We start from the raw sequence: 20,455 nt of genomic DNA, 5'->3' as shown, positions 1-20,455 counted from the left end.
TAGTATAATGACTACCATGATAAATGAGGTTGGGGTGGAATAAGATGAACCAGGATGTCAGGCTTCAGGCATTATCCGTATTTTTGAAAACTCAACGTGCCAAAATAGCTCCCGCAGAAGTCGGTTTGCCGGAAGGCACCCGGCGCAGAACACCGGGTCTTAGAAGAGAAGAGGTAGCCCAATTGGCGGGCGTAAGCACAACTTGGTACACCTGGCTTGAACAAGGAAGAGATATTCAGGTTTCCCATTCGGTGCTGGATAACATTGCTTCTGCACTCAAACTGACCCCTGATGAACGCAAGTACTTGTTCTCCCTTGCCATGGAGCATTACTCCGAACTGCATATCCGTGAGGAAGAACCTTACCAGCTCCATCCTTCCCTGCAAAAAATACTGCAGGAGCTCCAGAATTGTCCCACCATTATTTCTGATCGCCGCTGCTACATTGTTGGCTGGAATGAAGCAGCCAGTCATGTCTTCATTGATTTTGAGCAGATTCCTGCCGAACAGCGAAACATGATTAGTTTATTATTTGAACGAAAGGAATTTCGGAGACTGGCAGTCAACTGGGAGGATTTTGTCCTCGGATACCTTGCGATCTTCCGTGCCTATTACGGCCAATATGTCGACGATGAATGGTACAATCTGTTTCTGAATGAAATGATGGACCGATATCCGGAATTCCAGTCCCTGTGGAAACAAAGCAGCGTGAGCAGTGCACCAGACGTACTGATTGAATTCAGACATTCCAGAGCCGGCAAAATGTTGTTCAATCTGACCTCGTTGCAGGTTCAGGGTAATACCGATCTGCGATGCAGTATATACACTCCTGCACAGGATACGGCCACCGAGCGGAAATTGGTGCGCCTTATGGAACGTGAGAAGGAGCGTCAAGCCAGACCTAACGTTTAAACGGCATTCCAATGCAACCAAACGAAAAAAGATCCGAGCGGTTTCGCTCGGATCTTTTTTGGTGATCATCCAGCCCTTTTCATCGGATATGGATCAGATCAATCTACGCATAGCAAATGTTATTCGAACGCCGGAATGGCGATGTCTGCATACTTCTCTTCGAAGAAAGCCTTCACTTCAGGGCCTGCCATGCGTTTGGCGAGCTTCTGAATGGCTTCGGAATCCTTGTTGTCCTCACGTGCAACCAAAGTGATGGCAAAATGGGAGTCATCCTTTTCCGTGAACAGCGCATCCTTCTTCGGTGTAAGTCCCAGCGGGCTTGCATACGCCGGTGTCATGGCAACCAGATCTGCATCATCCAGCATGCGGGCCAGCATGAGCAGGTCCACTTCCTGGAACTTGAAGTTCTTCGGATTCTCGATAATATCCGCCTGTGTTGCGTTGAATCCTGCGCCTTCTTTCAGCTTGATCAGACCGTTTTGTTCCATCATCACGAGTGAACGTCCAATGTTGGAAGGGTCATTGGCAATAGCAACCGTTGCCCCTTCAGGCAGTTCTTCAGTGGTTTTGTACTTTTTGGAATAAGCACCGTAGATCGCGTTGTAGATCGGCTGTACGGCAACCAGATTCCCATTATTGGCTTCGTTAAATTGAGTCATGTAAGGCACATGCTGGAAGAAGTTAGCGTCTACTTCCTTGTCTTTCAATGCCGTATTCGGTTGAACGTTATCGGATAGAACGACAACTTCCAAATTCACACCATCTTCCTTAAGCAGCGGCTTCACAATATCCAGTACATCGGTCATTGGTGGAATCAATGTAGCCACTTTCAACGTCACTTCCTGAGTCGCTTGGCTGCCTTCATTATTCCCCTCCGCAGCGGGTGTCTCTTCTTTTTTGCCGCATGCGGATACAACCAGCATGACTGCGAGCAGCATAAGGATCATTTTTGATTTCATTTTCATTCTAACCCCTTCATCGTGTAATCTGTAATGTCATCCTAAATTCTTCTCGTCTGTTAACCTTGTGTACCTCATGATCTGCGATCAAGCCAGCGGGACAATCTGCTTCCGGTAAACTGGATCATCTGCACCAGAATGATCATAATAATGATCGTAAATACCATGATCTCCGTCTCGAACCGCTGATATCCGTAACGAATGGCAAAATCGCCAACACCTCCACCGCCGACAATGCCCATCACCGTGGAATAGGAGATAAAACTGATCGTTGCCGTGGTCAGTCCGAGTACGAGACCTGAACGTGCTTCCACATACAAAAATTTCAGCACAAGCTGCATGGTTGATGCACCCATCGACGATGCCGCCTCAACCACACCTTTGGGCACATCGAGCAGTGCCTGTTCTACTAGGCGGGCATAGTAGGCAATCGCAATAACGGAAAGCGGCACCGCCGCTGCCAATGTCCCCATCGCCGTTCCCACAATCATCCGCGTGAACGGAATCATGAATACGACCAGCAGCAGAAACGGGAACGAACGAATGATATTGACCAGGCTGCCCAGAATCGTGAACAGCGGCCTGTTCTCATAACGTTGTCCTCTTCGGAACAAATACAGCAGCGTGCCGAGTGGAAGCCCAATCAGGACAGCTGCTCCAATCGAGATGCCAACCATGACAAAGGTCTCTCCGATCGCCTTCCATATCTCATCCTGGTACTTCAATATGGATTCAGGTATCATCGTTCCTCGTCCTCCGTTTCCCATGGTGCCGCCTCTTCACCCGTAAGCAAGGACGTCAGCAAATCCCGCTGTGGTGCGGGAATACTGCGAACTTCCGCTTCCGTTAGCGTTCGGACAATGCGCCCTTCCTTCATCACGGAAATTTGGTGGCAGAGTCTGCGCGCAACCTCCATCTCATGCGTAACCAGTACGATGGTCACACCCAGTGTATCATTGACATGGCGCAGCACATCCAGAATACCGTTCGTTGTCTGAGGATCGAGCGAGGACGTTGGTTCATCGCAGAGCAATACATCAGGCCGGCTCGCAAGAGCCCTCGCAATAGCCACGCGCTGCTTCTGTCCTCCGCTTAGCTGGGCGGGATATTGTTTCGCCTTATCCTCGAGACCCACGAATCTCAACACCTCAAGTCCGCGTTCTTCCCGTTCACTCCGGGAAACACCCGCCAGTTCAAGAGGCATGCATACATTGCCAATCACCGTTCGGTTGCTCACCAGATTAAAGTGCTGAAAAATCATGCCGATGGAACGACGCGCCTGACGAAGAGCACTTTCGCTCATCCGGGTCAGCTGCTGTCCGCCTACGGTTACTTCACCGGAGTCCGGCTTTTCAAGCCCGTTCAGCATGCGGAGAAGCGTTGATTTGCCCGCACCGCTGGAACCAATGATACCGTGAATCTCTCCCTGTCCCACTTCAAGCGAGACAGAGCTTAACGCCTCGAATCCCTGATCAGCCCGGGACCCGCGTTCGTTATAACGCTTGCTTACGCCGTATAATGAAATCATGGAGATTCCTCCTGCGATTAATCATGCATGGTCCTTCGAGAACACATGAAGAAAGCCCGCACAGCCGATAACCGGAGCGCGAGCAATCCTGTTCATTTATAATAAAGCAACATTCTGTGTGAAACAAGCCTTAACGAGAGATATCTGTTTTTAAATCGTTTACATGATACAAGCTAAATCTGCCGTTCGAAGAACCGATGTAGATTTCATCCCCTACCCGATTTATTGTGCCATTCTTGGCATCCCGATCGCGGTGTTCCGGCGATCCCATGACCACGTCATGCACTCGGCCGACCAGCGTACCATCCTCTTTATTCATGATCAGAAGATCCTCACCCATGGGTAACAGAAGTTGATCATCGATAACCAGGTAACTTCCCTGGTTGGTAGGGTATCTCAAGGAAGAGATCGTATATCGTGCGTCCCAGCGCGTTTTTCCCGTATGATAATCCAGTGCAGCCGGATATCCGTTCTTGATTACATATATCCGATCGTCTGCCACAAGCCCTCGCTCAACCTTGTCATTTAACGTCCATCGTTTTTTATCGTTCTTGGCATCATACAGCATCGTTGTGAAATCGGAATAATCCCCGTAATGCTCACCTTGCTTATTTTCGCGGATCAACAGCATGCCATCATTCAGCACCTCGAAGCGTTGTCCATTCCGGGCTTGAAAGTGAGCAAGTTTCTTGCCTGAATTCAGATCGAGCAACACCCACTGATCCCCGAGCAGCATCCAACGTTCAGGCTTTGGCTCTGTGAATGGATCAAGACGGGTTATTCCGTCGAAGTACGGATCATTCTCGATATGATCCACAGTAGGCTTACCCGTTTTGATACTCCATACCGTACGACCTGATAACGGGTCAGCTGCAACCAGTTGATTTTTCTCCCAATACATCACATACGGGTCAGCTGCCGTCTGGTTAAACAATTGATATCCGGCACTTAGCTTCCTTGTCCATAGGGTTTTGCCATTAGAACTGTTCAGCACGGTGATTCGTCCCTGACTGGAGCCTTCCTTAACCGGGCTATCCACCACCACAACATTCTCCGCAGCTGTAATACCACGAAGTGAAAGTTTGGAGCCGGTTTTGTACTCCCACTGCACTTTCCCATCCGATAGTCTAATGTGGCGTATGTGATCCTTGTACTCTTTATCTCCCGGAGCATAAGACGTATAGATTGTCACACCCTCGCGTTTCGTATCCACCTGCGCTTGGAGTGCGCCGTAGCCTGCATGGATCTCCCACACATTTTTTCCGGTATATCGATCGAGGGCGTACACGGATTTATCATAATGCATGCCGCTAAATCCACCGTCGTCTCCTTTCATCAGAAGCACATCCGCTGTTGCTGCTTGCAAAAAGGGATAATTCAGCTTGCCCTGATTGGTCCATGTGGATTTCCACGGTAACGTTGCAGGGAGTGTTTGGCCAAGAATTTTGGTTGTGAACTGATAGTCGTCCGAACGACTAAAATTCCAATCCGAAGGGACCACATTATTACGATCATCCACCGGGAGGTTCCAGCGTGTCTGCACCAGCTTTCCCGTCTTGCTGAACGTGACCAGAAGCTGTGCATCTTCCCGCTCATATCGCCAGGTCTGTCCAATACTCATGGAAACATTGGTTTCATTCAGATTCTGGGAATGCTCTTTCCAATCCGGCTCCCCGAGCCACTGTGCAGCTTGTTTTGAAGTCGTGCTTTTATCTAATAAAATATCCGTCAGATGACGAACATCCGTTGTAGACATGGAGGCCTGATTCCCGAACCAGCCGTCCGTTACGTTCACGCGCTGCTGTACGTCCTTCGCCCTAACCCAGATTATGGCTGGACGGTATACGTTCGACTCTTTGTTCCAGGTCCGCGGAGGAACGGAGACACCATACCAATCCTTCGTCGATGCAACAATTAGCGCATGATCCGTTAGAGAACTGGCAGAAGGCCAGGTTGTCTGGCTTCCAGGATACAGATACAGTTTACTTCCCGCCCGGAGTGTAAAGTTCTGTGGAGTGGACCTTTTCATCGTCTGGCTTTCCTTGGATGCGTACCATCCCGGTACCCAGAAACTCGCGAACTCGCTATGATTCAACCTAATCCAATCTCCGCGAACAACCTGTACTTTCATCTTTTCCCCGCCGGAGGTATATGTAGATATTCTCATCAGATCGACGGGAACCTTGTGATCAATCGGTTGGGCATACCTAGGCAGGCCTTTTCCCAAAGTGACGGTTTCTCCAGCTTTATAGGTTATGGATGCCGATAGGGCTTGTGTAACTGATTCTGGGGCTTGGCCTTCACGGGCAGCCACATTCAGATCCAGCAGCATGTATCCTGTAACGATCACAGCAGCTACTCCGGTAATGGTGATCCACCTGTAACCCTTTTTTCGCCAGTTCCCGCCTGTCTTCACGCTGGTTCACTCCATCCTTTTGAAGTTATTTCCATTAAAGACGTTTTGAACAAGAAAAAGTTACTGGACTGCCAAAATAAAATGTCTGTCCCTTCTCTTCATCTGACATCCAGCATTGCCGGGTAATAAGGGAATTGCCAGCCTAGCGTGTAAGCCATAGTAAGGGTTGTTATAAAATAAAACACAAAATACAGATCTGCACGGGAATACCCGGTCTGGATGTAATACGTCCGGCTGGCGCCATCTGCGAATCCTTTTGCCTCCATGGCGATGGCCATGCGCTCTGCCCGCCGAATGCTCTGCGCAAGCAGGGGAATCGCATACCGCTTCAAGGTTCCATAGACGTTCCAGTATGAGACACGCTGCTGCGTACCGCGGATGCGAATGGCATAACGCAGCGTCTGGAATTCGTCCAGCAGAATGGGAATCATGCGCATGGCGGCCAAAAAGCTATAGGCATACTTGGGCGGCAGACGCCACTCCTGCATCAGCGAGTAGAATAGACGAACCGGACGTGTCGTCAGGCCAAACAACAATCCAGCAGCCGCCATGCTCAGGGAACGAAACCCCAGGTGCAGCCCACGATAGAAGCTCTCTTCCGTGATATGGATCAGTCCATATTTATACCACGTCGTCTCGCCTTTACCAAACATCATCATGCCTGTGGAGGTAGAGATAAAGATCAATATAAAAGGCGACGCATAGAGCAGCAGCCGATGCCAAGGATGCCCCGTCCAGCATAGTAACAGAAGCATGACAACCGCTACATTGATCATGACGTTCAGATTGTGAATAAGAATAACCAGGATAAACATCAGCGTCAGGAAAATAACTTTAAGGCCCGGATTCACGGCGTGCAGCCAGGTTTCACGATGGGGAAACGACAGCTGCATGCGTAACCCTCCCTTCTTCTACAGTCCACACTTTCGTACAATATCTGTTTACGATCTCCTGATCATGTGTCACCATGACAACGGCCGTCCCCGCGCGACGCAGGCGCTCAAGTTGTTCCAGCATCGCAAACGTATTACGTGCATCCTGTCCAAATGTGGGCTCATCCAGCAGCAATATCCGCTGTCTGCGAATCATAGCAGAAGCTACACTCAGACGGCGTTTCTGTCCCATCGACAATTGATACGGATGCCTCCCAGACAGCTCCCTGAGTCCAAATTCCTCCAGCATATCGATGCTTCTGGCCCGTCGCTCTTTCGCAGTAAGTTCTCCTCCGAGCAAGGAAAATTCCACCTCATCCAGAACTGAATTCGTAACGAATTGGAATTCCGGATTCTGAAACACGAATGCAATGCGGTCAGCCAGCTCTCTGGTCCTGCCGGGCCGTTGTCCTTCAACACGATAATGCCCTGTCGTCTTCAGGATATTCATCAGGGAAAGCAATAATGAACTTTTTCCAGCGCCATTAACTCCAACGATTCCTACCCAATCCCCGTGAAATACCTCAGCATGATCGATCTGTACAACCGGATTCTTCCCTCGCAGCCCTGTGAATTGCCTCAATTCGAGTGCTGGATGGTATACACCCGATTCCCTGGAATCATCTTTTTCGACTTCTGCGCGACTGCCGGATCCGGACGTCATATGTTTAAAGGCATCTTGAGAATCCTGCGGTTTCGCTTCCAGCTTCCGGGCACCACGTTCCTCCCATACTCCCGGATACCAGATGCCATACTCCTTAAGCATATCCCTCTCGTTAGCAAAGACCTGTTCCGCCTGTCCGTCGGCCACAATCTTCCCTTCGGGTGATAGCACGATGATTCGGTTAACCACGTCCACAACCTCATTAATTTTGTGTTCCACGATAATGAGCGTCTTATCTTGTGCGACCTGCTTCACCGTATCCCACACCTGCGTGGTTCCCTCATCATCAAGCAGTGCAGTTGGTTCATCCAGAAACAGGACATCCGGCTCCATGGCAAGAATAGAGGCAATCGCAAGGCGCTGCTTCATCCCCTGGGACATCGATTGAATCCATGCACGATTATGTTCAAAAGAAAGGCCAACAAGCTCCATATAATGTTGAATCAGCTCAGGCATCCGGTCCCTTGGGATATTCCGATTTTCAAGCACAAACGCAATCTCTTCATCCGTATAGGACATGCAAAATTGGGTATCCGGGTCCTGGAATACAATGCCTGGCTGAATCGGCACCTGAATCTCATCGCATTTCATGGGGATCTCCACGGAACGCGGAATAAGACCGCTCAATATTTGCAGCAGGGTGGACTTGCCTGAACCACTTGGACCGAGCAGCAGCACTTTTTCCCCTTTATGCACGGAGAGAGACAAGCCCTGGAATACCAGGTCCTGCTCTCCCGGGAACTTGCACCTTAGATTGGTAACGCCTACCGCCTGCGTATTCCCTTCTCCGTTCATTTAGTCCAGTGCCTCATAATCCTGCTTGGAGACCGGTCTCAATGACCGGGTCACGCCTGTGAGTTCAAGTGCTTTCGCAAGATAATACGCAAATACACCAGCAATCAGAATGCTTCCAATGAAGCGGAAGCCGATAAACAATGTGTAATTCCACGCTGATAACGAGTCAATATAACCGTACTGGTAATCGAGCAAAAGCGAAGCCGCTGCTGCCCCAATGGCTGCAAGGCAGGTGACGAACAGATTCGTTTTGCGGTACAGGAATGCGGCGAAGAAGATCTCTGCGCCCAGCCCCTGTAACAGACCGTATACCAAGGTGGACATCCCCCATTCACTCCCGAGAAAAGCACTGACGGTTGAGGCTGCAACTTCAGCCAAAATAGCCACTCCCGGCTTGCGAATGATGATATAGGCGAACGTGCCCGCCATAAACCACATGCCATAGATCATCTGTTCCGCATGCACGCCGAAAGGCTTCATCAGATCATACGTCGGCCCCCATATCTTGTAGATGACCCCGAATACGACCGCGATCACGATCGTCACCAAAATATCGGTTAACTTCAATTTGTTGCTGCGCACTGTTGTTGACATGTTCTCTACTTCCTTTCTCTGCTCCCCATAAGGTTATGAAACGAAAATAAAAAAAGCCTCCCCGGTTCCGGGAAAGCCTTACGCACAGTGTCACATATCATGATTGAAGTAACTCAGAATAAAATGAAATCCGGTCAATTCACGAGGCAAGCCTGCTTCCGCTCGCATTCCGAGATCAACCGTTCCCATTTTCATCCCCCAAGTTACTTATCATGAATTCATGTTCTCTACGCTGGCATTACCCAGATCAGATATACGGTCAGCGGCATAAGGCCCCAATCTCAGCCCAACTTCATTGAGCTCCCGGTTCACTTTATTTCATTGCTACTAATGTACACCACATGGGTATTTGTGGCAATAACATATAAGTCGGACAAAGTTTCTCACTGGAGAAATCCGTTTAAAGAAAGGATGTCAATTCCATTAATATGAAACATTTAGGAGATATTGGCCGTCTATATACGGGAAAGGGGATTGATGATATGAATACAACCAACACAACCTGGCAGCAAAAAAAGTGGAAATGGATCCTTGCCGCTTCGATCGTTACCGCAGGAACGGCACCTGCACTAATGTCATCCCATGTAGTGGAAGCGGCAGCAATACACCAGCCTGCAGCCTATATTAACAATATTCCTGCCGAATATGATATGGTTATTCGTCAGGGAGTTACGTATGTGGCGCTCACTGAACTGAAATTTCTGGGTGACTATACTTTCGGGTACAACAACAAAACGAAACAAATTAGCATTAGTACAGGAAGCGACAAGTATATACTTACTCCTAACAGTAAAACCATTAAGAAAAACGGCCAGGATGCGGCGCTGTCCTCTGCTCCGATTCTGGTTAATGGCAAAGCGATGCTACCGCTTCGTGCAATCGGTGAAACCTTCGGTGCAGAAGTTCGATGGAATCAGGCGGCCAAAGAAGCTTATATCTATACGCCAGATGTATCGATTATTGAGGAGTACAACAGTTCTGACCTGACCATCGCACGTGAGGCTGCGCTTCGTCTTCCGCGTTTTTCGGATTTAAAACAGGCACGCCTGGACATCCGTAATCCACTGGGTCCTGTCGACTCATCGATGACTTACATTTTTGAAAAAGGACAGAAGGACCGCTTTTTCGTCAACGAAGATAATGATCTCATCAGTTACTACGAAATCAAAAATGGAACTGCCCTGCTGAAATGGCAGGCCAACGTGAGCAGTGCAGCCGGAACAATCGGAGATCTATTCTTCATCAAAACCAAAGCTCTAGCAGAAGCAGGGAAACGACCATCGGCAGCAGGCCAAACTCTTGTATCGTTCCAATACTCTCGCATGCTCGAAGAGACTTCCTATGAGGTCATAAATAAGTCTGGCTCCATTGATTCAGGTTCCTCTGCCCCGGAAAAAGACAAAATCATCGTTGCCGTTCCAGAAGAAAACGAATGACTACTGAAAGATAGCAGAGAATGCAGCATTTTCAAAATCTCTTCATCTAGTTTTATGGTAAACGCAAAAAGGCATCCTTGAGGGTGCCTTTTTGCGTAATATAAACTTAAGAGGGTCTGAACTATGCAATTGTCCCCGCTCTATCTTTTCGTTGACATGGCTATCCTTAATATTGCGTATTCCCCGACTGACTTGTCTTACCCGATGCGAATCCCTTAAACAGGGTAGGCACTTTGGAATAACGGGTATTCGTTATTTTGCCGACCGTCGAGCTGCTGTCTGTGCGCAGAATGGAATCTTTCACATTGGAAATGTTGGAGCTGTCCACGTTCATGGTAACCGCGTAAGAGGTTCCCCCATTTTGTCGTACCAGCTTGCCGATATCATCAGCTCTGAAGTTTTTAATGTTAATTGTCCCCGAAGCGTTCATCTGGAACACCTTATCATATGCTTTGTAAGCGGCACCGCCCGTAATATTAACCGTACCTGCGGATTTAAGCGTGAGTGCATCTTCACCGACATCATTCCAGGTTACATTCTGAATATTGCAGTTGCCATAACAATGGACGCCATCGGCAGCCGGTGCCTCGATCACTACATTTTTCAGTGTAGCTCCTGCCTCAAGTCGAAAAATGGGTTTTTGATTCTCGGCCTGACTGCCATCTCCCAATGTGTTCGGATCTGCGGCTACGCTTTTGCCTTTGCCATCATAAGTCTCACCTGATTTGACAATAATCGTTGTCTTCACAATCTCGGGAGCAGCAGACACGGGTAATGCACCAAATACTGAAGCGACCAGACCTGCAGAGAGCAGCAGCGATAACATTTTTCTCATGCGTAAATCCTCCCTATACGGATATATTAGTGTTCAAGCCAGCTTGTCTTCCCGGATCCCTTAAGAGGTGCACCTCTTTCCTGGACCCTACCCTGATCCTACCAAAACAGGAGTGTAATGATAATAATCATTAGATTAGGTATCCAATTGTCGGCATAATACCTGCATTCTTCGCATTATTTGTCGATCCATTCCGCATGGAATGTGCTGATCTTAACTTTCGGTATGCTTCATTTACAATCTGTAAAAAAACGTAGAATAAAAAAAGAAACCCTTCGTCTATGAAAGACAGGGTTTCTATAAATACTATTGTGTCATGATGGTTGCCAAATGCTATTAATATCTACAATTCTTCCTCACTATTTTCAATAGGTGATTGAAGAGAGCTGTACGGGTTGATATCCGTAAATGTATTCACAGATTCAAATGTTACTGAACCATTATCCGATACGATCATTTTGAAAACGACCCAGTATCTCTCGTTGCCGCTCCCTTCCTCTACTGTAAACGAGGCACTTGGTGCAGCTACAGCTCCGTGGAACACTTCAATTTTGGCGCCAGAACTCTTGATTGTACTCACTCCTGAAAAATGATGCACATAGAACGTATATGTTCCAGGAAGCAGGTGACGTATTGTAGTCGTTTCAGGTCCATAGGACGTGACATCATCCAAGTCCAGATCTACCATAAGTTCGTCATTATTATAGTATTGCTTATCCGCGAAGAACGTATGGAACACGCCGTTGTCACCTGCAGGACCTACAAGGTGTGAGTCCAAATCGGCTGGGTCTTTCCCCCATGTCATAACAATACGTGTTTCATCTTGCGTAGGTATTTCAATAGCTGTTTGATTTTCATTACTATTTTCCACATTTACTGCCGAAACACCAATCAGATACGTTTTAATATATTTCGTATCTCCCCCTCCCAGTTCACCTGTGTAGATGCCTGGTGGAAGATAAATGCGATAGTTACCATAAGTATCGGTTGTTACAGTACCCACAACTTCACCTGTTTTGTTATCCAGACCTTTTCTAAATGCAATTTGCAAATTAGCAACTGCTTCTCCAGCAACATCTTTGATGTGACCGCCGAATCCGGTCAGCTTAATCGCACCACTTTGGCTTCCTGCAAAATGTGTTTTATTAACATCTGACTCTACTGTGATGTATAAAGTGGACCCGTAACTGTTAACAGCGTCAAAAGTAAACTCGCCATTATCGTACTGCAAATTATTCAATTGTTGTTCTGCACCATTCAAATAGGCATGAACTACAAAATCATCTGCTGTTAGTTCAGAGATCTCAAACCCTTCAGTAAATACCAATTTGGCACTTCCATTGGTAACTTGAATCCCTGTGAGTGTTGGATAGGCTGCTCCTTCGTTATAAACTGCAACGGTTACTGGAACATGAATCTTGAAATCTCCATATTCAGCTTTTACAACAGTCGTACCGTTACCTTTGGCCTGAATTTTGCCTGAGTTAACGACGGCGATGTTGCTATCATCGACTTCCCATGTTGCAAAGGAAGTAATATCTTTGAATGCTGAGCCAGCGTTGCCCGTGAGCACGATCTGACGTGTCGAGTCAATTGCTGAAAACTCTGCTGCTTCCGGTGAATAAACGACACTCGTCACCGTAGGATCTGCTTCAATGGTTGGGGACTGATTCAGTTGACTGAAATCAATGCCTTCTACATTAACCAGAGCCGAATGTAATGCTCCCTCTCCAGAAAATTGTACGATTGCATTCAATATCGCCCGATTCACTACCGCACCATGGTTAATTTTAAACGAGGTGTTCAATGCTTGTTCGAATACTTCGAGATTGCCAATGGTGGAGTTATCTCCGAATTCCACTGAAATTTGCTCCGCATGAACCATTACGGAGTCGAAACTGCCGCTCAGAGCTACCGAAGCATTATGCGGAACCGACTCAGCAATATCGATTGGTCCAACCTGACCCGTGGAAACATTCTGTACAATCGCACCAGATCTAATTTCAATCTGCTGAACATCACTTCCACCTTCAAGGACCAGACGGATACTGCCATCAGCTTTGTCAACGATCACTGTTGCTAGAACGGAGTTCACCGCATGAATACTGTTAGGTCCTCCGCCATAAATCTCAGTGGTTCCCGTAACATTAACATTATCAAGAGTCACGTCACCGTTTTCTACGGACTCAAGTATTTTCAAATTACCATTTATTTTGGTGTTTTTTAGAGTGACACCTTGCGAGCTAATAGTTACATTTCCAGTTACATCCCCAAGCGTATATTCACCTGGAGCGGTAAGGTTTTTACTAGGAGCTTGTTCCCCGCCTCCATTATTTCCACCATTGTTACTACCGTTCCCTTTATCTCCGGAACTGCTACCACTACTTCCTTTACTACTACCTTCAGAAGGTTTTGTCGTTTCCGGTTTGGCTTCATTAGAATCTTCAGTTTCATCCCCTGTCTTGGCAGGAGTCATGTAACTATCATATGTAGATTTATTCATTACAAACTCATATGCAAGTCTCGCTAATGCTTGGCGATCTGCAATTCCCGAAGGATTAAATTTTACTGTTCCATCTTTTTGAACTAATCCTTTGATGAAACCAGATTGGTAGGCCAGTGACACAGAATCTTTTGCCCAATTCGATACTTGATCCAAATCAAAAAGTTGAGGTTTGGATGACGGATTCGGTACGTTTTGCTGTTTCCAACCAAAAGCTCTAACGAAAAATACAGCTAATTCTTCTCTTGTTACGTTCTTATTAGGTGAAAAGCTATCTTTCGAAGTACCTTGAGCAATACCAGATTTGACAAGTGCGCCTACATACCCGGCATACCACTGATCTTCCTTAACATCCTTGAATTGGCTTGCCTCAGCAGTATCCGGATTTAAATGAAGCGCACCAACCATGATTTTTGCCAGTTGAGCTCTTGTTACGGAATCAGAAGGCTTAAAGGTCCCATCAGAAAAACCTGTAAGTATTCCTTGTTCCACCAATTTGGTTATTTCAGTTTTGGCATACGAATGATCAATATCAGTAAAAGAATTCTTAGAAGTAGCTACTTCTGCCGATACGGATAAATTAAGAGATAACATGGAGACAACCAGCGACGTAGAAAGCATTAATGATAGTTTGCGATTAAACTTTTTCCATTTTGAATTCAAAACTAAAACACACTCCTCAATAGACTTCTAGTAAAAAAGAATAACAACATATGAATCTTAGGAACTATATCACCTCCTGATCAATAGGATAATAATACCATGTAAACTCATAAAAACAAGTTTATTAAACTATGATTTTACAAAAAAGTTTTTATCCTGGATTGATTTCAATTTTTATCATCTAAACTATTCTGCAATAAAAATAGAAAAGCGCACCACCCGAAATAAAGATTCGAATGGCACGCTCTAAACACATTTTTATTTGACTAGGCTCCGAACCGCTGACGATATCCGCACTTCCGGCATAGTTCTTCCACGGCTTCCCGCTTGGAAAAACCATAAACCAGATTGTTCGCCCGCTCACCTTCGACAATCTCCGAGAATGACTTCTCATGGACGTTACCGAGATTAATGACACCTTCGCCATCGAGGCAGCACGGAACAACCGTTCCATCCACCAGTACGGCCGCCTGACTGCGCAGCGCGTGGCAGAAACCTTTGCCATCATCCTCTGGTGCATCCAGACTTGGCCATTGGAACTCGTGGTCCTGATTGAGATAGACATTCGGCGCAATTTTGACGCCGCTGCCTGGAACCACCTTTTCCTCAATGCGGAAATCCAGATTGAACTCGCGCTCCAGTACCTCCAGTGTTTCCCGGTTCCGATTCATCTGGGCATTCGTGAAGTTATCCTGCGTCAGATTCCAGAGCCGGAACGAGATGATCACATTATGTTTCACAGCTTCCCGGGCAAAAGATAGAATGTTGCTGAGGTAACCCTCACGGTCCGTCGATCCCTCGTGCCCGTCGAAGCTGTGCAGCGAGAAGTTCATTTGTCGCAACGCCGGTTTGCCAAGCAGCTTATGCTGGGTCTTGGGCAGCAATGTTCCGTTCGTTGTTATGTTTACCTTGAATCCCTTCTCGTGTGCGGAATCCAGTAACAAATCAATTTTGGGGTGAAGTAACGGTTCCCCTTTGACATGCAAATAAATGTGTTTGGTATGTGGCTTAATCTGATCCAATATATTGTTGAAGACTTCAGGGTCAATGAATCCTTTGGCACGCTTGGTCTGCGGACAGAAGCTGCATGCCAGGTTACATATGCTTGTAATTTCAATATATACTTTCTTGAACGTTTTCAACTCGGGGTCCCCATTCTGCTTAGGAGGGAGAACAGTCCCACCCTCATTTGTAATCCGGCCCATATGTGCCATCACCATTATATCGGGTTAGGAAGCCAAGGTAAATCCGCGAATGGGTTTAACGTTTAACTTTTGTCACTAAGCCCTCTTTACATCTCGCGGGCACGTGATATATGCTGTGTACACAACTGCATATTTTGAACGATTGCACTAGGGGAGCCTTGCGGCTGAGACGAATGAATGTATTCGGACCCTTTGAACCTGATCTGGATCATACCAGCGGAGGGAAGTGGAGCGGACTTTCAGTTAACGGATTTTCTTCATATTCATATGTACATGAATGTCGGTTGAACTTAACAAGCCCACTCATTTCTCCGGAAATGGGCGGGCTTTTTCGCGTTTACTTACAACAGATCGCAAACAACGTGCATTTCCGTTCAGGCAGTTTTTATTCCAAGGGGGTCAAGGAACCAGATGAGCAACGATGTACAGATTAACAACATGACCTTCACTTTTCCGGATCAGAGACATTCCCCCGTGCTCTCCAATGTGTCGATGTGTGTAAAAAAGGGAGAATTCGTCTCGCTGATCGGCTCCAGCGGGTCGGGCAAGAGTACACTCTTCAAGCTGCTGGCAGGCTTGCTTGAACCCACAGATGGCACGATCGAAATTGCTGGGGTGCCGCCAGGACAGCGACTCGGGCGGGTTGCCTACATGCCGCAGAAGGATTTGCTGTTATCCTGGCGGACGGTTATGGAGAACTGTCTGCTTCCCTCGGAGCTTGCCCCGAGGAAGCAGGACAAGGTGAAGCTGCGAGCTGACATTATGGCCGGACTCGACAGATTCGGCTTATCCGGCTATGAGCATGCCTACCCGGACGAACTGTCCGGCGGCATGAAGCAGCGGGTCGCCCTGCTGCGTACCTTGCTGACGGGAGGACAGCTGATGCTGCTGGACGAGCCCTTCGGCGCGCTCGATGCCATGACCAAGCGGGAGATGCATCGCTGGCTGCTTGAATTGTGGGAAAGCCTCCGCCAAACGGTACTGTTTATCACGCATGATATCGAAGAAGCCCTGTTATTAAGTGACCGGATTATCCTTCTCACTCCTGGCGGTCGGCAGCTGCTGGACATGACGGTACCTCTGCCCCGTCCGAGACATTCGGGCATGGTCTACGATCCGGATCTTATACGGATGCGACAACGGTTGGAGGAACAATTACATGCGAAGCTTTAACGTCAGCAGATGGTTTGCCCGCTATGGCCTGTTCGCTGCGCTTCTCCTCCTGATGCTTGCCAGCTGGGAATGCATCGTTCGATTAGGCTGGGTTCCTTCTTTCATTATCCCTGCACCTACATCGATAGTAAGTTCTCTAGTTGAGCATCGGCGTCTGCTCCTCGGAACCCATCTACCTGCCACATTGATGGAGGTAGCAGTTGGCTTCGGCTTGTCCATCGTGGCCGGAAGCGCTCTGGCAGCGGGCATGCACCTCAGCCCTTCGATTGAAAAGGCGCTGTATCCTTTCATCGTAATCAGCCAGACCATTCCACTGATTGCCCTGTCTCCTGTATTCATTCTGTGGTTTGGCTACACACTCTGGAGCAAAGTTGCTGTGGTATTTCTGATCGCATTCTTCCCGATTGTGGTCAGCACCTATGATGGTCTCCGTCAAGGCGACCCGGAACAGCGCGAACTGCTGATGACCATGGGAGCAAGCAAGTGGGATCTGTTTCGCAAGCTTCAGGTACCTCTTGCGCTGCCCTCTTTCTTTTCAGGATTGAAGATGTCGGTGGTGTACTGCGTGGTCGGCGCAACCATTGGCGAATGGCTCGGAGGCAGCAAAGGTCTTGGTTATTTCAGCCGCAGAATGTCCAGCAGCATGAATACCGATGCCATGTTTGCCTCCATTCTGCTGTTATCCTTGCTGGGCATCGGACTGTTCGTGTATATAGCCTGGCTGGAGCGAACCCTCGGATTGAAACGGAATGCAGACCATGCAGGCAGAGGAAAGTCGATGAAAAGGCAATCGCAATGAGATAACACGTGCTCCTTCCTGTAGATCTCTTTGAAACATATCAGCGATTGGAACCAAACAAAAATGAACGAAACGAGGCCCATTTATCCATGAGAAAAAAGAAACTCATTCATATCCTGCTTCCTGCCCTCATCTGTTTATTGCTGATCGTCAGCGGTTGTGGCAATACGGGTGCGAACCCATCATCGTCCGATTCCGATCCCCAGGTACAGAGCACAGATTCAACAGCAACCGGATCATCGTCTGGTGACCATGATTCATTGTCCATCATGCTTGACTGGTATCCGAACGCAGTCCATTCCTTTATATACGCAGCTCAGGAAAAGGGATACTTCGCAGACCAAGGGCTCGATGTGGACATTCAGATGCCTGCCGATACGAATGATGCGCTCAAACTTGTAGCCGCTGGCAAAGTCGATCTGGCGCTGAGCTATCAGCCGCAAATTCTGCTAGCCCGTGGAGAAGGCATCCCCGTACGATCCATTGCCGCTGTCGTTCGGCATCCACTCGTTCATCTGCTGACAGAAACGGACGGGAGGGTGAACTCACCCAAGGATCTTGAAGGACTGACGGTAGGGTATTCCTCCGTTCCCCTATATGAAGCCATGGTGCGTACGATGATTAGTCAGGATGGCGGTGATCCGGATCGCATGAATTTGGTGGATGTCGGTTTCGATCTGATCCCTTCACTGGCCTCCGGTCAGGCCGATGCGATCATGGGTGGTTTTATCAATCATGAACAGTTGATTCTCGAGAAAGAAGGTCATCCCGTTAAGTCAATTAACCCCGTCGATTACGGCGTGCCGGATTATTACGAACTCGTTCTCACGGCAAGCGACGAGGGAATTGAGGCGAAGAAGGATCAGCTCACCCGCTTCGTCAAAGCGATCCAGGAAGGTCAGAACTATGTGACCGAGCATCCCGATGAAGCGTTGAACATCCTGCTCACACACGAAAATGAGACGTCCCCGCTGGATCGGGAAATTGAAACAAAGAGCCTGGACATTCTGCTTCCGCTCATGACTGAAGAAGGTATCCCGTTCGGCTGGCAGGAGTCTTCCTCCTGGGAAAACGTGCGGATGTGGTTGGTACAACGTGAATTGATTCCGGATTCGGTACAGGCCGTGGATGCGTTTATCAACTTGCAGGATAAATAAAAAGTACAGTTGCTGCTAAAAAATATTGGCTTATCAGGAGGGAATTTCAAATGTCATATCTAGCACGTGTTCGTACTCAAAATCCACTGGTTCACAATATCACCAACCTCGTGGTTGCTCCCTTTACGGCCAACGGTCTGCTCGCACTTGGCGCCTCTCCCTTCATGGCCTACGCGCATGAAGAGGTAGCCGATGTTGCTAAAATAGCCGGAGCGGTCGTGCTCAATATTGGCACACTCGATGACCAGGTTGTCCAGGCCATACGCCTCGCCGGACAATCAGCCAATGCCCATCATGTGCCAGTTGTACTTGACCCGGTGGGAGCTGGCGCTACGGCCTATCGCACGGATACGGTTCAGATGCTCGTGCGCGAGCTTCGACTTACCGTACTGCGCGGTAATGTGGCGGAAGTCGCCAATGTCATAGGCGAGAACTGGAGCATCAAGGGTGTCGATGCAGGCCAAGGCGAAGGTGACCGCACCGGGATCGCCGAGCGGGCAGCGCAGAAGCTCGGCTGCATTGTCGTTATCACTGGACGCGAGGATATCATTACGGATGGGCAGACCACGTTCCTGACGCAAAATGGACATGCCCTGCTCACCCAGGTCACTGGTGCAGGATGTTTGCTTAGCTCCATCATAGGTGCCTTTGCTGCGATTGCACCTTCAGGAGAAGAATTGCTAAGCAGTGTTGTTGAAGCACTTGCCTTCTATGGCGTTGCAGCCGAGATCGCGGCAGCGCGCACAGCCCATCTCGGGCCAGGCAGTTTCCAGATCGAGCTGTTAAACCAGCTTGCGCTGGTAACTCCGGACGGGGTCGCTCAGCAGGCTCGGATTCGACAGCTTGGTGGTGATACCCAATGAGTATGGCGCAGGCACTTACGATTGCCGGGTCGGATAATGGCGGCGGGGCCGGCATTCAGGCGGATCTGAAAACCTTTCAGGAGCTGGGCGCTTACGGCTTGTCTGTCATTACAGCCGTTACCGCACAGAATACACTAGGCGTTCAGGGAGTCTATCCGGTTCCTTTGGAAGGTATTGCCCAGCAGCTCGATTCCACAGGTGAAGATTTCCAGCCCGGAGCGGTAAAAACAGGCATGCTCTTCAGTGCAGAAACCATTCGGATGGTTTCCGAGAAATGGCGGCAATTCGGCTGGACCAATCTGGTCATTGATCCGGTCATGGTAGCGAAAGGTGGTGCCCCGTTGCTTCAGCAGGAGGCGGTGCACGCCCTGATCACGGATCTGCTTCCACATGCATTAATCACAACGCCGAATATTCCGGAAGCCGAACTGATCACCGGAATGACCATCCGCAATCTGGCGGATCGCGAAGAAGCCGCCAGACGAATCGTGCACATGGGCTCTGCGTATGCTCTGGTCAAAGGCGGACATGCTGAAGGTAACGGGATGATTGTTGATGTGCTCTATGACGGCACGTCCTTTCACTATCTGGAGAACGTACGCATTGTGACACGCCACACCCATGGGACCGGATGTACGTACTCTGCCGCCATTACGGCCGAACTGGCCAAGGGCTCGTCTGTCCTGGCTGCCGTAACTACTGCGCGAGCATTCATTCAAGCAGCCATTGAGGATGAACTGGGGATTGGGGCCGGACACGGGCCAACGAATCATTTTGCGTATCAGCGCAGACAGCGGGGTGAGCAATGATGCGCAGATGGGATGCAGAGGCGGTACGCCAGGCCATGCAGGTGTACCTGGTGATGGGCAGCGTGAATACAACGCTGGACCCTGTGGATGTGCTGCGCCAAGCCATCGCCGGCGGCATCACGCTGTTCCAGTTCCGCGAGAAGGGAACTGGCGCCCTTGCTGGCGAAGCCCGCATCACGCTTGCGATGCGGCTTCGCGAGGTGTGCAGCCAGC

At 48.7% G+C, this 20,455-nt stretch carries 18 protein-coding genes and 1 riboswitch; of the genes, 8 read left to right on the top strand and 10 right to left on the bottom strand.

Translation table 11 applies throughout. From position 1 onward, the window contains the following. The first annotated feature begins 44 nt into the window (after positions 1 to 44). The gene (locus CHH60_RS21290; RefSeq protein ID WP_095361038.1) at positions 45 to 911 is read left to right on the top strand and encodes a helix-turn-helix transcriptional regulator; all 867 of its coding nucleotides are present in this window, start codon (positions 45 to 47) and stop codon (positions 909 to 911) included. Between the two features lie 119 nt (positions 912 to 1,030). Here CHH60_RS21290 and CHH60_RS21285 read toward each other — a convergent pair whose 3' ends face one another. The 7 genes from CHH60_RS21285 to CHH60_RS21255 all read right to left on the bottom strand — a co-directional run bounded on the left by CHH60_RS21285 (position 1,031) and on the right by CHH60_RS21255 (position 8,799). Beyond that, positions 1,031 to 1,870: a MetQ/NlpA family ABC transporter substrate-binding protein gene (locus tag CHH60_RS21285; RefSeq protein ID WP_095361194.1), complete on the bottom strand. Its 840-nt coding sequence runs from the start codon at positions 1,868 to 1,870 to the stop codon at positions 1,031 to 1,033. 74 nt (positions 1,871 to 1,944) lie between these two features. Beyond that, positions 1,945 to 2,637: a methionine ABC transporter permease gene (locus CHH60_RS21280; protein ID WP_227779605.1), complete on the bottom strand. Its 693-nt coding sequence runs from the start codon at positions 2,635 to 2,637 to the stop codon at positions 1,945 to 1,947. After that, entirely contained in the window at positions 2,610 to 3,398 is a 789-nt protein-coding gene (locus tag CHH60_RS21275; protein WP_095361037.1) for a methionine ABC transporter ATP-binding protein, read from the bottom strand. The genes CHH60_RS21280 and CHH60_RS21275 overlap by 28 nt, the downstream gene beginning before the upstream one ends. A 130-nt stretch (positions 3,399 to 3,528) precedes the next feature. Then, positions 3,529 to 5,814: an outer membrane protein assembly factor BamB family protein gene (locus CHH60_RS21270; protein WP_095361036.1), complete on the bottom strand. Its 2,286-nt coding sequence runs from the start codon at positions 5,812 to 5,814 to the stop codon at positions 3,529 to 3,531. A gap of 98 nt (positions 5,815 to 5,912) precedes the next feature. Further along, positions 5,913 to 6,707, bottom strand: a complete 795-nt coding sequence (locus CHH60_RS21265) for an energy-coupling factor transporter transmembrane component T family protein (protein ID WP_095361035.1) — start codon at positions 6,705 to 6,707, stop codon at positions 5,913 to 5,915. Continuing rightward, complete coding sequence (locus tag CHH60_RS21260; RefSeq protein WP_095361034.1) at positions 6,682 to 8,205, bottom strand: ABC transporter ATP-binding protein; 1,524 nt, start codon at positions 8,203 to 8,205, stop codon at positions 6,682 to 6,684. The genes CHH60_RS21265 and CHH60_RS21260 overlap by 26 nt, the downstream gene beginning before the upstream one ends. Continuing rightward, positions 8,206 to 8,799: an ECF transporter S component gene (locus CHH60_RS21255; protein ID WP_095361033.1), complete on the bottom strand. Its 594-nt coding sequence runs from the start codon at positions 8,797 to 8,799 to the stop codon at positions 8,206 to 8,208. It abuts the gene before it with no gap. A 482-nt stretch (positions 8,800 to 9,281) separates the two neighbouring features. On the opposite strand from CHH60_RS21255, the gene CHH60_RS21250 reads away from it, so the two are divergent. Next, the gene (locus tag CHH60_RS21250) at positions 9,282 to 10,235 is read left to right on the top strand and encodes a copper amine oxidase N-terminal domain-containing protein (protein WP_176476157.1); all 954 of its coding nucleotides are present in this window, start codon (positions 9,282 to 9,284) and stop codon (positions 10,233 to 10,235) included. 166 nt (positions 10,236 to 10,401) lie between these two features. Here the strand turns inward: CHH60_RS21250 and CHH60_RS21245 are convergent, their stop codons facing one another. The 3 genes from CHH60_RS21245 to CHH60_RS21235 form a co-directional block, all read right to left on the bottom strand. After that, positions 10,402 to 11,070 (bottom strand): pectate lyase, encoded by a 669-nt coding sequence (locus CHH60_RS21245; RefSeq protein ID WP_095361031.1) that lies wholly within the window; start codon positions 11,068 to 11,070, stop codon positions 10,402 to 10,404. 343 nt (positions 11,071 to 11,413) lie between these two features. Beyond that, positions 11,414 to 14,236 (bottom strand): S-layer homology domain-containing protein, encoded by a 2,823-nt coding sequence (locus tag CHH60_RS21240; protein WP_095361030.1) that lies wholly within the window; start codon positions 14,234 to 14,236, stop codon positions 11,414 to 11,416. A gap of 266 nt (positions 14,237 to 14,502) precedes the next feature. Next, positions 14,503 to 15,378, bottom strand: a complete 876-nt coding sequence (locus tag CHH60_RS21235) for a radical SAM/SPASM domain-containing protein (protein WP_095288619.1) — start codon at positions 15,376 to 15,378, stop codon at positions 14,503 to 14,505. 202 nt (positions 15,379 to 15,580) lie between these two features. Beyond that, positions 15,581 to 15,683, top strand: a riboswitch (TPP riboswitch). Positions 15,684 to 15,852: 169 nt separating this feature from the next. On the opposite strand from CHH60_RS21235, the gene CHH60_RS21230 reads away from it, so the two are divergent. The 6 genes from CHH60_RS21230 to CHH60_RS21205 all read left to right on the top strand — a co-directional run. Then, a complete protein-coding gene (locus tag CHH60_RS21230) occupies positions 15,853 to 16,614 on the top strand; it encodes an ABC transporter ATP-binding protein (protein WP_095361029.1) in 762 nt (253 codons plus the stop codon). Continuing rightward, complete coding sequence (locus CHH60_RS21225; RefSeq protein ID WP_095361028.1) at positions 16,601 to 17,413, top strand: ABC transporter permease; 813 nt, start codon at positions 16,601 to 16,603, stop codon at positions 17,411 to 17,413. Before CHH60_RS21230 ends, CHH60_RS21225 begins: the two co-directional genes overlap by 14 nt. Before the next feature lie 89 nt (positions 17,414 to 17,502). Further along, entirely contained in the window at positions 17,503 to 18,570 is a 1,068-nt protein-coding gene (locus CHH60_RS21220; protein ID WP_095361193.1) for an ABC transporter substrate-binding protein, read from the top strand. Positions 18,571 to 18,620: 50 nt separating this feature from the next. After that, positions 18,621 to 19,433 carry a hydroxyethylthiazole kinase gene (thiM, locus tag CHH60_RS21215; protein WP_095361027.1) on the top strand — a complete coding sequence of 271 codons (813 nt, stop codon included), beginning with the start codon at positions 18,621 to 18,623 and terminating at the stop codon, positions 19,431 to 19,433. Then, complete coding sequence (thiD, locus tag CHH60_RS21210; protein WP_095361026.1) at positions 19,430 to 20,242, top strand: bifunctional hydroxymethylpyrimidine kinase/phosphomethylpyrimidine kinase; 813 nt, start codon at positions 19,430 to 19,432, stop codon at positions 20,240 to 20,242. Before thiM ends, thiD begins: the two co-directional genes overlap by 4 nt. Further along, on the top strand, positions 20,239 to 20,455 hold a 217-nt coding region (locus CHH60_RS21205), incomplete at its 3' end, for a thiamine phosphate synthase (protein WP_255248032.1). The genes thiD and CHH60_RS21205, both read left to right, overlap by 4 nt.

Source organism: Paenibacillus sp. 7523-1, from assembly GCF_002276415.1.
GTDB classification, from domain to species: domain Bacteria; phylum Bacillota; class Bacilli; order Paenibacillales; family Paenibacillaceae; genus Paenibacillus; species Paenibacillus illinoisensis_A.
This window is presented reverse-complemented; position numbering and strand designations above follow the sequence as displayed.